Raw genomic sequence first — 12,548 nt, forward strand, 5'->3', positions numbered from 1 at the left:
TGCCAAAGGAAATATGCGTTCACGACTGCCCTGTCGGCGCCTGCGATCCCGAACGAACGCGTATCGAGTCGGCCCCGACCTCGAGCCGATCGCAGGGTAGCCTCGGGTTCCGTGACCGATCAGCAGCTGGTGGAGCCACGGAGGAATGGGAGGGCACCGCTGTCGGACCAGAAGGCGCCCGGTGGGGCGTACTACGCCGCCCCTGCTCCGCTCGCCTCTGATCTCCGATCGGCGGACGCGCGGGATCGGCCGAGTCGCAATGATTCGCTCGCCGCGCAATTGTCGACGGTGATCGGTGGGCCGGTCGGTGATCATGCGCTGATCGGGCGGGTGCGGTTCTGGACGCCCATGCGGGTGCTGATGGCGTTCGCCCTGGTTTTCCTGGCGCTCGGCTGGTTCGGCAAGGCGGGATGCATCCAGCAGACCACCGGCGCGGACGGTCCCACGCTCGACTGGAACAACGGCCGCCAGTACGTGGCGATGTGCTACTCGGACACCGTGCCGCTCTACGGGGCCGAGCGCCTGAACGAAGGCGCCTTCCCGTACAAGAAGCAGTGGACCGAACAGACTCCCGACGGTGGGCGGGAGACGCGGTACATGGAATATCCCGTGCTCTCGGGCCTGTACCAGTACCTTTCGATGCGGATTGCGAAGAGCTGGGACGCTTCGCCGCTGCCCGGCGCGCTCCAAGTGGTGATCTATTTCAACGTCGTCGCGGTCGGTCTCGCCATGGCCTGGCTGATCACCGTCTGGGCGTCGGCGTTGCTGTCCGGCCGCCGGATCTGGGACGCGGCGCTGATCGCCTGTTCGCCGTTGGTGATCGTGCACGCCTTCACCAATTTCGACGCGCTCGCGACGGCCTTCGCCGCGACCGGCCTGCTCGCCTGGGCCCGGCGCAAACCCGTGGTGGCGGGAGTGCTGCTCGGTCTGGGCGGCGCCGCCAAACTGTATCCGCTGTTGCTGCTCGGGCCGATCCTCGTGCTGTGCCTGCGTACCGAGACGATGCAACGCACGCTGCGCACGCACCTCGGCCTGCGGATTCGCGACATCGACGGCTGGCCGACCTTCCTGGCGTGGGTGCGGGAGACGCCCTACCGCATCCAATTCCTCAGCGCTCGCCCGATCGGCGCCGCGTCCGTCGCGATGTCCGCCGCGCTGGCGACGTGGCTGGTGGTGAACCTTCCGATCGCCGCGCTGTTCCCGAACGGCTGGCAGGAATTCTTCCGGCTCAACACCACCCGGCACGCCGACCCGGACTCGATCTACAACGTGATCTCCTCGTTCACCGGCTGGCGCGGCTTCGACGGCGCGCTGACCTACGGGGAGCAGCCCGCGATCCTGAACGCCGTCTCACTGCTCGCGTTCGTCGCGGCCTGCGCGGTGATCGCCTACATCGGTTTCACCGCGCCTCGACGGCCGCGGCTGGCGCAACTGTGCTTCCTCGTGGTCGCGGCGTTCCTGCTGACGAACAAGGTGTGGAGTCCGCAGTACTCGTTGTGGCTGGTGCCGCTTGCCGTCCTGGCGCTGCCGCACCGCCGCATCCTGCTGACTTGGATGACCGTCGACGCGCTGGTCTGGGTGCCGCGAATGTTCTACTACCTCGGCTTGGACCGCAAAGGTTTGCCCGAGCAGTGGTTCACCGGCACCGTCGCCCTGCGCGATTTGGCGGTGGTGGGGCTGTGCGCCCTGATCGTGCGTCAGATCTACCGCCCGGAGGAGGACCTCGTGCGGCGCGACTTCGTCGACGACCCGGTCGGCGGTGTCGTCGACCGCATGCCGGATCCGCCGCTGCCCTGGCTGCCTGAGCCGCTGCGGCCGCGAACGGCGGTCGCGGGCAGCTGACCCGGTCGCCGGTTCAGGCGCTCACCTCGTACGCAGGAAGCGCGCCTGCCGTTCCGGCTCGTGCGGCAACAGATCCAGATCGAGTTGCCACGCGCTGCCGGTCCACGGATCGAACAGCGGCGTGCCGCCGATCGTCGGCAGGTGGCGGCACGACTGCGACAGCATCGCCACGGTGGTGTCGGCCGAATCGGATTCGTTCGCGCCCACGATCACGATGGACAGTCCGATCAACTCGCCGCGCGTGATCAACGCGCCGATGCGCTGCGCGTCCGAACTCTGGTAGCCGTGCGGGAAGTCCGCGGCCAGCAGGACCCGGTGCTCACTGGGCGGCGTGAAAGCGCCGCTCGTATAAGCCAATTCGGCCAGTTCGGCCGCGTCCACCAGCGCTTGCAGCCGCGCCGAGATGTCGGCGTGGTCGGTGATCGGCGGTCCGTTCAGCACGGGAGCGAGCAGGCCGGTGAAGCCGCCGAACGCATCGGTGAGGTCGATGATGTCGACCAGCGTTCGCCGGTGCGGCGCCGTGGCGAGCAACCGCGCCAGCAGTGCGCCCACGACCGGCGCGACCGCACGGGTCGACTCGGCATCGATCCACAGCGGCCGATTCAGCGGCACCGGAACACAGTACGGAATACGCAGCGACCCCCGGTCGAGCGCGTACAGCTCACCGAGCCGGATACCGTCGCTCGGCACGGACGGCTTGTCCCAAGCGGGTGAGTCCCAGGACGCGAGGGCGGGCGGCAGCACCCGGTCGGCCGCGGCGAGTTCGCCCATCAGCTGTTCGGCATCCCGCTGGTGGTTGCGCTCGGCGGTGTCGACCAGTTCGTCGTGCCGTTGCTGCGCGGCGCTGCGCGCCTGCTCGGCCGCCGGAGTGTTCCTGGTCGCGGGATCGGAGACGGCGAGCGACAGTTCGTGATCCAACCGCTTGGCCGCGTACTCTCGCGCCGATACCAGCGCGGCGGCCGACCGCGCGGCGTCCTCGAACACCATCCACAGCCGTTCCAGGCCGTGACCGACTTCCAGCGGCGCACCGGCGGCGGCGATCTGCGCGTCACCCGCCAGTGGACCGGACATGGTGTGCGTACCGGGCTGGTCGGCCTGCTCCGGGGCCGCACCGTCGACCTCGACGCCGTGCGCGGTGAGCAGCACGGCGAGGCCGCCCGCGTAACCCTGGCCCACCGCCCGCAGTTTCCAGGCCGGACCGCGCCGGTACACCTCCAGGCAGATCAACGCCGTCTCACCGGACGACGGGGTGATCGCGAATTCGGCGGTCACGCTGTCGTTCTCGGACAGAGTGGCGGTGACCGGCCCGAGCCCGCCCGCCCGCGCGGGGGCGGCCGGGTCGGCGCTGACCACCAGCAACACGGACTTCGCGTCCGCGCGTACCTCGGTGAGCGTGATCGTGACCCCGTCGGCCGCCAAGGCGACCCCCGTCGTGGCGGGCTGGTTGTAGAAGACGAAATCGTCGCTGGAGAACACCTTCAGGTTCTCCGCCACCACCAGCGCGGAAACGTCGAGGGCAGCCTCGGCTTTCGCACTGAAACGAACGACATCACCGGTCAACGGGATGTTCTGACCGGCCTGCAGTTGAATCACCTTGTCCGCCCCGCTGTCCCGCCGCCGATCAACCGTTGACGAGGAAGCGGCCGAGCTGCGGCACCGCCTCACCCGGATGCTTGGCCTGGAAGCCCTCGCCCAGCGCCTGCAGTTTCCAGTCGTTGCCCACCCGGTACAGCTTGGCCATCGCCATCGCGGTGAACGGCATGCCGCCCGCGAGGGTGTATCTGGCCAGCTCGCCGTTGTTCGTCCCGTCGACCAAGCGGCAGAACGCGTTCTGCACCTGCTCGAAGGTGTGGCCCTTGTAGGAGGTCACGATGAACAGCAGCGTGCTGACGTGCGCGGGGACGCGGGTCAGGTCGACCAGGATCACCTCGTCGTCGCCCTCGCCCTCGCCGGTGAGGTTGTCGCCCTGGTGGCGGATGGAGCCGTCTTTGGAAGTCAGCTGTCCGTAGTACGCGACGTCCACCGGGTTCATGTCGGCGAACATGATGACCGACGCGTCGAGGTCGATATCGACCGTGCGGTTGCCGAACATGCCGCGGCTGCGCACCGGATCCCAGCCGAGACCCATCTTCACGAAGGTCAGCGCGGTGCCTTCCTTGCGCAGCGTGACGCGCTGCCCCTTGACCAGGCTGACCGGGCGGTCCTTGCTGAGGCTGACCTCGGCGGGCTGCTGCGGCTGCGGCGGCTGGCCGGGCGGCGGGTAGCCGGGCCCGGGGGCGGGCGGCGGCGGGTAACCCGGACCGGGCGGCGGGTAACCAGGGGCACCCTGCGGTGGCTGGCCCGGGCCGGGCGGCGGGTAGCCAGGTCCGGGCGGCGGATAACCACCGGTCGGCGCGTACTGCGGCGCCTGCTGCTGGGTCGGGTACGCCGGGGTGGTCGGCGGCGGGTAGTTCGGCTGCTGCTGGGCGGGCGGCTGCTGCGGAGGCGGCGGCGGCGGGGCCTGCGGAGCCTGCGCGGGCTGGGCGGGAGCATCGTCGACCGTCACACCGTGATCGGTGACCAGCGCGGCGAAACCGCCCGCGTAGCCCTGTCCGACCGCACGCACCTTCCACGCACCCTGGCGGCGGTACAGCTCGAGCGCGATCACGATCGACTCGGTGTTCAGCCCGTCGATCCGGTAGGCGTACAACTGATTTCCGGCCGCGTCCGACACGATCGCGGTCGGGGCGGGGAACCTACCGAAATTGCTGTTCGCGTCGTCGAGCGTGATCACAGCGCGAATCTGGTCGATGTCGGCGGGCACCGCGTTCAGCGACACCGCCAGCGACGCGGGCTGGCCCGCGGGCGCCGGCTGCAGATTGACACCGGGGCCGCTCGGCTGGTTGAAGAAGACGAAATCCGCATCGGAACGGACCTTGCCCCGCTCGGTGACCAGTAGCGCCGACAAATCCGCCGGCGCCGTGAGCTGGACGGATATCACCACGTCGTTGGTGGCCAGCGGACCGTTCTGGCCCTTGGCGAGAGTTGCGGACAAGTTCGACCCTTCGCTTGTCGGTGCGTTCGCCTGACACTCTACGAGAAACGCGCTGCGCGGCGCTGGAATCGAACGGCCGTGCTGCCCCGACACCCCCGGAACCATCGGTTAGGGTGACGGCACGTAGATGGAATACGGCGATCCCACCGTGTTCCCGATCGAGACAGCAGGCAAACATTCCATGGCGCAACTGTTCGAGCAGTCGAAGAAGGTGATCGAGGCCCATCTGGCCGGCACCAGCCTCCGCGCGATCTCCGGTTCGATGATTGCCTACGAGGGAAATGTGCAGTTCAAGGCGGCCGGCTTCGGCGGTGGCGACGGCGTGCTCGCCGGGCTGAAGCGCCGGGCCACCGGTGAGAAACTCTCGCTGATGGAGTGCGCCGGTCACGGACGAGTGTTCTTCGCGGTCAACGGCCAGCACGTCACCGTCGTCAACTTGAACAACGAGACGCTGCAAGTGGAGTCGCAACAACTGCTCGCGTTCGCCGGGAACCTGCGCACCGACGTGCGTTTCGCCGGTTTGCGCGGTGCGTCGACCGGACAGGGCCTGTTCACCACGACTGTCTCCGGCCAGGGCCAGGTCGCGCTGCTCTCGGCCGGCGGTCCGCTCATCCACCTGGAGGTCTCGCCGCAGTACCCGCTGATCGTCGATCCGGACGCGTTCGTCGCGGCGCGCGGAAACCTCAACCAGTCCTTCGTCACCGACGTGTCCTGGCGCAGTTTCGTCGGTCAGGACGCGGGCGAGGCTTTTTCGCTGCGCTGGGACGGCCACGGCGTGGTGTTGATCCAACCGGCGGAACGGTAGAGACGGATGTTCGAGAAGATCAACGGCAAAGTCGTCAAGGTCAACGTCGGAATGGCGGGCGGCGTGGTCGCTCGCAACGGCGCGATGCTGTTCTACACCGGCGATGTTTCCTTTGCTCCCCACCAGATTCCGGGGGGCGGAGGGATGGGCGGCATGGGCGGGCTGATGGGGCTCGCGGGCCGCGCGATGGCGGGTGAGCACGAGCGCACCATGCTCGCGCAGGGCAATGGCGAGGTCCATTACGGGTTCGCCGGCCTGGAGGTGCACGTCGTGCACATGCAGCCGGGTGCGACGTTGCGCGTCGAGGCTTCGCGGCTGCTCGCCAACACCGCCGGATTGCAGAGTTCGGTGGTCTCCGTGATGAGTTCGGGTGGCGGAGGCGGTGGCGGCCTGATGGGGGCGCTGCGTGGCGCCGCCTCGGGGGCGTTGACCGGACAGGGCCTGTTCACCACCCAGTTGTCCGGGCAGGGCGCCGCGGTGCTGCTCGCGCACGGCGGATTCCTGGAATTGCAAGTAGGCGGCCCGAATCCGATCGTGGTCGATCCGCAAGCCTTCGTCGCCGCCTACGGCAATGTGCAGACCGAGCTCAAAGCGGCGCTGAGCTGGCGGGACGCCGTCGGGCGCGGTTCCGGCGAGGCGATGCAGTTGCATTGCGTCGGGCAGGGCGTCGTCTACGTGCAGGCCTCCGAAGAGAAGTTGTGAGCATGTCCCAGATCCTCAACCCCATGAACCTCGGTGAGAGCGACAACATCCCGGGAAACAGCTACGCGTACTGCATCGACCTGAACAAGCCGTGGTTCATGCGCAAGGGCGCGATGATCGCCTACTACGGCGATATCCGGTTCCAGGCGCTCAGCCACGGGTTGCAGGGCGGACTGCTGCACATGGTGTCGCAGCAGTTCTCGGCGCCGCTGTTCACCGGCGACTACGTCGTCGCGGAGGGGCACGGCAAGCTGATCATCGGCGACCGTGGCTACGACATCAACTCCTACGATCTCGAGGACAACGGCAACCTGACCATTCGGGCGGCGAACCTGCTGGCCTTCGAGCCGGGCCTGTCGCTCAACCAGTCCATCGTGCCCGGGTTCCTCACGTTGATCGGCACCGGCAAGTTCCTCGCCTCGTCCAACGGGCCGGTGATGTTCGCCGAGCCACCGCTGCGCGTCGACCCCGAGTCGCTGGTCGGCTGGGCGGATTGTCCTTCCCCGAGCCACCACTACGACGAACGCTGGATCTCGGGTTTCCTGGCCGCCGGTGCGGCACGATTCGGCGTGAACTCCGGTGAGGAGCGCCAGTTCGATTTCACCGGCGCGGGGACCGTGCTGATCCAGTCCAGCGAGAAGGTGCTCAGCGACTCCGTGCTTGTGCGCACCATCGAGGGACAGATCCAGAGCGGCATCACCGTCGGCGGCCTGCAACGACTGCAAGGACTCATCGCCCAGCAACTGGCCGGGCACCAGCAGTACTGAAACGCGGCGGTGACGCGAATCTGGTACCGACGGTCGCGGCCGTGCCCGCGTAATCACCCGCGTGGGGGATTCGCGGCCCGCCGGACCCGGATACCGTTCATTCGTGTTTCACATCCTCCCCTCCCAGGTTCTGCGCGCGGCGCTGCCCGCGGCAATCCTTGCCGCGGTAGTGGCGGTGCCCGCCGCCGCGGCGCCGATTCCTTCGGCGCCCGCCGTGCCGGAACCGGCGCGATTCGTCGGCGCCGCCGTGAGCGGCGAACCGGTCACCGGCATCCCACCGGTCCCGCAGAACCCACATCTCGCGCCGAACGGAAACTCGGGCGTCCACAACGACGGGTGGATGAGCGATACCTACAGCCGCCCCGGTCCGCTCGGCCGGGCACCGCGGACCGATTCCCTGCTGCTCGGCAGCGAGTGCGGTTCGGTGGCGTTCGACCGCGCCGGACGCATCGTCAGCACCTGCCTGGGGCTGCAACCGGGCCTTTACCTCATCGACCCGACGACGATGAGCGTCCTCGGCAAACATCCACTGCCGGGTAAAGATCCCATCGATACGCTGCGGCCCGGCGCTTTCAACAACTTCGGCGGCGGCGGGTACTTCTACCTCGATGACGAAGACCGCGCCGTGGTGGGCACCAGCACCGGACACGTTCAAGTGTTCGCCGAGAACCCCGCTGCCGACGGGTTCTCGCTGGTACGGGACTACGACCTGACCGTCCTGCTGCACCCGGAGGAGACGCTGAACTCCGCACTGCCGGACTCGAACGGCCTGATCTGGTTCGTGGCCAAGACGAACGGCGTGGTCGGCACACTGGATCCGGATACCGGAGCAGCGCAGGTGGTTCGGCTCGGAGACGGTATGGAGAATCAGATCGAGAACTCGTTCGCGGTCGGTGCGGCCGGTGAGGTCTACATCGCCACCAACCGGCAGCTTCTGCGTTTCGACGCCGGTCCCGACGGCGCGCCCGGGATCACCTGGCGAACCACCTACGCCAACAGCAACCAGCGCAAGCCGGGCCAAGTGGACGACGGAACCGGCACAACGCCCACCGTCCTGCCCGACGGCTATGTCGCCATCACCGACAATGCCGATCCGATGAACGTCGTCGTCTACCGCACCGCGCCCTCCGTCGCCGAACGGCAGGTCTGCGCGGTGCCGGTGTTCGAGCCCGGCCACAGCGCCACCGAGAACTCGCTGATCGGCGCGGGACGCTCACTTATCGTGGAGAACAATTACGGCTACTCCCACCCCGACGCGGTCGCCTCCGGCAAGACCACCACCGCGGGCTTCGCCCGGGTCGACATCGACACCGACGGCAACGGCTGCCATCTGACCTGGACCAATTCGGTCGAAGCAGCGCCGACGGTGGTACCGAAGCTGTCCCTGGCCACCGGGTTGATCTACACCTACACGAAGGGCACCGATCCGAGCGATCCCTGGTACTGGACGGCCCTCGACTACCGCACCGGGGCGACCGTGTGGAAACAGCTGTCCGGCACCGGCCTCGGCTTCAACAACAATTACGCCGGAATCGCCCTCGGCCCCGACGGAGCGGCCTACCTCGGCACACTCGGCGGACTGGTGTCGATGCGCGACAGCGGGTGAGCCGGGGCGCGCGAACCGCGTCAGAGCAGAACAGGCTAGTGGGCGTATCACTACGGAGAGCAAAGGATTCGCTACAGCTCGGTGAACTCGCCTTGATGTTCACCAGGGCAGGCGACGGTCGGCGGAGAATCGAAAGATGGCTGACTTGGTGCTTTCGCCGCAGCGTCGCACGGCGCTGACGAACCTCGTCCAAGACGAATCCACCTTCGCGACAGCGTATCCGCGAGTGGCGGATTACTGGTCCACCGCGGGCCGGTTGCCCGGCACGGGTGACGACATCAGCGACGCCTCGTTCGACCTACACCTACTGCACTACATGACCGGCGGTGCCAGCACGAATCCGTACTGGGACATCGTCGCCGCCGCGGTATCGCCCGGACCGAGAGAGCGCGCGAACCGCGCCGAGGTGAACGGCGGCAACCCGAAAGGCAGTGCGCGGCTGGCGTATGCGCAGATCGTGCTGCAAGCCGCGTACGCGTACGCGATCCCCGCGCCTGCCACACTGCGCTGGGTGGCGGACGTCGCGCAGGGCAGGCCGGTGCTGGAGGTCGGCTCCGGACGCGGTTACTGGGCGCATCAACTCACCCGAATCGGCGTGCCCATCAGCGCTTTCGACTCCCACCCGCCGGACCGGGCGACCAACACGGCCTTCCCCGCCGCGCCGGGGCAGACCGCGACCTGGCATCCCACCGCCACGCCGCCGTCCTCCACGGCCGCTCTGGTCGCCGGGCATGCCGACCACGCGCTGTTCCTCTGCTGGCCGCCCGGCTGGGAGAACCCGATGGCCTCCAGTACCCTCGCCGCCTACCAGGAGGCGGGCGGCTCGTCGCTGATCTACATCGGCGAAGCGCGCGGCGGGCGGACGGCCGACAGCGCGTTCTTCGACCTGCTCGAAGCCGGATGGACCTTGCTCGACCAGGATCCGGGCTATATCTCGTGGTGGAATCTCGGCGACCGGGCACAGTGCTGGCAGCGCCGGTAGGGGTCAGCCGGCGCGCTGGAACTCCCACGGGTCGTGTGCACTGATCAGGGTGACCTCGTCGCCGTGGTCGCGGTGTAGCTCGCGCAGCCGCGCCTGGGTGCCCAGCCGCAGGTCGTGGTGGACCTCGGAACCGGTCTGCACGACGTCGAGCACCGGGTGCGGCTGCGGAGCCGGATCGAGTTCGCGGTGGTAGTAGTACGCGTCGCCGCAGTGCAGCAACCAACTGTCGCCGTGGCGAACGGCGACCCCGGTGTGGCCCGCGGTGTGCCCACCCAGCGGGATCAACTGGAAGTCGTCGGGCAGGTCCTTCGGTTGGATCGCGTTGAAGCCGAACCACTTTCCGGTCGGTTCCGACGGGTAGGCCACCCAGTTCGGATCGTGCGCCCAGTGCGCGGAGCGATAGCGGAAGCTCGGAGCTTCGGCCTGCGCCGCTGCCAGTTCGGCGGCGAGGACGTGGACCTGAGCGTGCGGGAAGTCGGGCAATCCGCCGCAGTGGTCCACGTCGAGGTGGGTGAGGATGATGTGCCGGACGTCGGCGGAGTCGTAGCCGAGCCGTTCGACCTGCCGGATCGCGGTCTCGTCTTCGGAAAGGATGGGCTGGGCCATCGCCACCCAGTCCGCGCCGAGGGTGCCCGCCGGGTCGCGCACGTCGTCCAGTCCGATGCCCGTCTCGATCAGGACCAGGCCGTCGGACGCGGTCTCGACCAGCAGGCAGTGGTTCACGGCATGCGCGGGCGCGGGTCCGTCGTAGGTGGCTTCGATCTGCCGAACCGATCCGCAATTGAGGTGATGGATTGTCATGTGAGCTAGTCTGTGACTTGAAGCGCGGTTCAAGTCAAGGAGACGAGATGACCGACCTGCTCGATATCGCCGAGGTCGGCGAACAAACCGGCCTCGCCCCCTCCGCCCTGCGCTTCTACGAGAAACGCGGACTCATCGCCCCGACCGGCCGCAACGGCCTACGCCGCACCTACCACCCCGACGTCCTGAGCCGCCTGGCCCTCATCATCTGCGCACGCGGCGCCGGTTTCACCCTCACCGAAATCGCCCGCTTCCTCCGCGCCTCCCCCTCCGACGCCGAACTACGCGCCCGCATGGCCGAAAAAGCCCGGCAACTCGACGACGACATAGCCCGCCTCATCCGCATGCGCGACAGCCTCCGCCACGCCGCCACCTGCACCCACGACCCGTTGGTCGAATGCCCGGACTTCAAATCCACCTTCGAGCCGACCGCCGACACGGTGTGAGGCGGCGAATCCCACATCAACACTAAATGCCACCGCGTATTCGACGGAACCAAAACGGCGTCTCTTCCATCTAATCTCGATGTAAGGCAATGAAGTTGACCTCCTGGGTTGAGCTTTTCGTCTCAACCACGGGCTGATGAAGCGGTCGCCGGGAGACGCAACGAAGTTGCAACTGATGGCACCGTTCCGGTGCTCGACATGGGGAGTCGAGTTGAATTTACGCGCACTTGTGATGCCTTCCCTGGAGGAGCATGTCGTGGAAAGGTCTGAACCCAGCGTTGACGAACTCACCGAGTCGGTGGTTCGTGCCGGGACAGAGTCCGGGTACCGGATCAGCCGCGACGACGCGGGTCGGTTGCAGATAACCGCTGTCGGCGACTCGCCGGTCGAACCTCCGCTGATTTTCGTGGTAACGGACCAGCAGCTCCGCGACTACTACGGACGCCTGGCGGCAAATACGGGAGGACCGGTGGGTGCGGGCACCCCGTGGAAAACATGGATGCTCTTGATGTCGACCCATCTCGACGAAGCTGTTTACAAGGCCGGAGTACTGAACCAGCCTTGCGTGATCGTGATCGGGGAGACTGGCTTCTGGCCCGTACCAAAGTAGAGGCAGGCGATTCACCGCTTCGGGACCGGCTCAGCGCAGAACGGGTTCCGCGATGCGACAACCTCGGTACAGAGGGATCGAGAGCAGGGATGCCGAAGTCCGTGCCGGCTACTCGGAAGGCGTCGGAGCAGCCTTGATGAACCAGTTGATGATCTCTTCGCCCGCGAGGATGCCGGTGGCTCGGGTGACGGTGAGGTTGGGGTGGGTCCAGTTGAGTTGTTCGAGTTCGCCGTGGCGGGGGCGGATGGCGGAGTCGGCGGCGCGCAGCATTTCGGCGTCGAGGGCGCCGTCGCCCGCCGCGAGGGTGCGCGCCTCGTCGGCGAGTTCCCGGTTTTCCCACAGGCGCTTGCGCACCTCGGCGACCGCGCGGCTCTTGCAGACCGCGAGCGGCATGGTGTAGATCTTGCGGCCCTGCTGGGAGGCCGACCAGCCGCGCGGACGGCACCAGTCGTCCCACTCGGCGAGGAATCCCTCGGGGACGGCTTTGGGCTTGACCACCAGATAGCAGAACAGGTGGTCGGCCACCCGGAACTTGGTGACCCAGGAGTCATCGATGCGGGTGTGCAATTCCTTGCTCACCTCGGACAGGGTGGCCCCACCCGCACGGACCTTGGCGTCGATGTCGATGCGCCAGCTCAAATCGGGCACACCGTCAACCAGGATGTTCCCGCCGTTGCTGGTGATCGCGTAGCGCCACGGCGCTCCGGGCAGCCGGATGCGGTCGAACTGTTTGATGGTGCGGGTGGTGGTGGGAACGACGGCGGCGGGTTCGGTCAGGGTCTGCATCCGCAGCGCCGCGGTGGTGGTCATGAACGACAGCGGCGCCCCTTCCAGATGCTCCACGCAGACCGTCGGCACGTCGGCGGTGGTGCTGAAGGCGTTACGCGAGTAGATCATCGTCCGGTCCAGGTCGGTCGCGATCAGCGCCCGTCTTCGATGGGTTGCCGGAGATA

At 67.6% G+C, this 12,548-nt stretch carries 12 protein-coding genes; 8 read left to right on the plus strand and 4 right to left on the minus strand.

Features of this window, described 5'->3' with window-relative positions; all coding sequences use genetic code 11:
* The first annotated feature begins 159 nt into the window (after positions 1-159).
* Positions 160-1,842, plus strand: coding sequence for a glycosyltransferase family 87 protein (locus ACWEH3_RS07945; protein ID WP_450019136.1), 1,683 nt, complete (start codon positions 160-162; stop codon positions 1,840-1,842).
* Between the two features lie 21 nt (positions 1,843-1,863).
* Here the strand turns inward: ACWEH3_RS07945 and ACWEH3_RS07950 are convergent, their stop codons facing one another.
* A complete protein-coding gene (locus ACWEH3_RS07950; RefSeq protein ID WP_450019034.1) occupies positions 1,864-3,435 on the minus strand; it encodes a TerD family protein in 1,572 nt (523 codons plus the stop codon).
* A gap of 28 nt (positions 3,436-3,463) precedes the next feature.
* Positions 3,464-4,876, minus strand: coding sequence for a TerD family protein (locus ACWEH3_RS07955; protein ID WP_450019036.1), 1,413 nt, complete (start codon positions 4,874-4,876; stop codon positions 3,464-3,466).
* 181 nt (positions 4,877-5,057) lie between these two features.
* Here ACWEH3_RS07955 and ACWEH3_RS07960 point away from each other — a divergent pair, with 181 nt between their 5' ends.
* The 5 genes from ACWEH3_RS07960 to ACWEH3_RS07980 all read left to right on the plus strand — a co-directional run bounded on the left by ACWEH3_RS07960 (position 5,058) and on the right by ACWEH3_RS07980 (position 9,738).
* Entirely contained in the window at positions 5,058-5,681 is a 624-nt protein-coding gene (locus ACWEH3_RS07960) for an AIM24 family protein (protein WP_039803249.1), read from the plus strand.
* 6 nt (positions 5,682-5,687) lie between these two features.
* Positions 5,688-6,383, plus strand: a complete 696-nt coding sequence (locus ACWEH3_RS07965) for an AIM24 family protein (RefSeq protein WP_450019038.1) — start codon at positions 5,688-5,690, stop codon at positions 6,381-6,383.
* Positions 6,384-6,385: 2 nt separating this feature from the next.
* Entirely contained in the window at positions 6,386-7,150 is a 765-nt protein-coding gene (locus ACWEH3_RS07970; protein ID WP_355072070.1) for an AIM24 family protein, read from the plus strand.
* Positions 7,151-7,253: 103 nt separating this feature from the next.
* The gene (locus tag ACWEH3_RS07975; RefSeq protein ID WP_450019040.1) at positions 7,254-8,756 is read left to right on the plus strand and encodes a hypothetical protein; all 1,503 of its coding nucleotides are present in this window, start codon (positions 7,254-7,256) and stop codon (positions 8,754-8,756) included.
* 136 nt (positions 8,757-8,892) lie between these two features.
* A complete protein-coding gene (locus tag ACWEH3_RS07980) occupies positions 8,893-9,738 on the plus strand; it encodes a hypothetical protein (RefSeq protein ID WP_450019042.1) in 846 nt (281 codons plus the stop codon).
* A gap of 3 nt (positions 9,739-9,741) precedes the next feature.
* On the opposite strand, the gene ACWEH3_RS07985 is transcribed toward ACWEH3_RS07980, so the two are convergent.
* Positions 9,742-10,539 (minus strand): MBL fold metallo-hydrolase, encoded by a 798-nt coding sequence (locus ACWEH3_RS07985; protein WP_450019044.1) that lies wholly within the window; start codon positions 10,537-10,539, stop codon positions 9,742-9,744.
* Positions 10,540-10,586: 47 nt separating this feature from the next.
* On the opposite strand from ACWEH3_RS07985, the gene ACWEH3_RS07990 reads away from it, so the two are divergent.
* Together ACWEH3_RS07990 and ACWEH3_RS07995 are read left to right on the plus strand one after the other, a co-directional pair.
* A complete protein-coding gene (locus ACWEH3_RS07990) occupies positions 10,587-10,985 on the plus strand; it encodes a MerR family transcriptional regulator (protein WP_450019046.1) in 399 nt (132 codons plus the stop codon).
* A 256-nt stretch (positions 10,986-11,241) separates the two neighbouring features.
* The gene (locus tag ACWEH3_RS07995; RefSeq protein WP_450019048.1) at positions 11,242-11,595 is read left to right on the plus strand and encodes a hypothetical protein; all 354 of its coding nucleotides are present in this window, start codon (positions 11,242-11,244) and stop codon (positions 11,593-11,595) included.
* 108 nt (positions 11,596-11,703) lie between these two features.
* Here the strand turns inward: ACWEH3_RS07995 and ACWEH3_RS08000 are convergent, their stop codons facing one another.
* Positions 11,704-12,492 (minus strand): HAD family hydrolase, encoded by a 789-nt coding sequence (locus tag ACWEH3_RS08000; protein ID WP_379250106.1) that lies wholly within the window; start codon positions 12,490-12,492, stop codon positions 11,704-11,706.
* Between the last annotated feature and the right edge of the window lie 56 nt (positions 12,493-12,548).

Source organism: Nocardia sp. NPDC004718, from assembly GCF_053601535.1.

Excerpts from the sequence above, each read along its gene's own strand:
- ACWEH3_RS07960 (WP_039803249.1), top strand. The coding sequence starts at position 5,058 with ATGGCGCAACTGTTCGAGCAGTCGAAGAAGGTGATCGAGGCCCATCTG.
- ACWEH3_RS07965 (WP_450019038.1), top strand. The coding sequence starts at position 5,688 with ATGTTCGAGAAGATCAACGGCAAAGTCGTCAAGGTCAACGTCGGAATG.
- ACWEH3_RS07970 (WP_355072070.1), top strand. The coding sequence starts at position 6,386 with ATGTCCCAGATCCTCAACCCCATGAACCTCGGTGAGAGCGACAACATC.
- ACWEH3_RS07980 (WP_450019042.1), top strand. The coding sequence starts at position 8,893 with ATGGCTGACTTGGTGCTTTCGCCGCAGCGTCGCACGGCGCTGACGAAC.
- ACWEH3_RS07985 (WP_450019044.1), bottom strand. The coding sequence starts at position 10,539 with ATGACAATCCATCACCTCAATTGCGGATCGGTTCGGCAGATCGAAGCC.
- ACWEH3_RS07990 (WP_450019046.1), top strand. The coding sequence starts at position 10,587 with ATGACCGACCTGCTCGATATCGCCGAGGTCGGCGAACAAACCGGCCTC.
- ACWEH3_RS08000 (WP_379250106.1), bottom strand. The coding sequence starts at position 12,492 with ATGATCTACTCGCGTAACGCCTTCAGCACCACCGCCGACGTGCCGACG.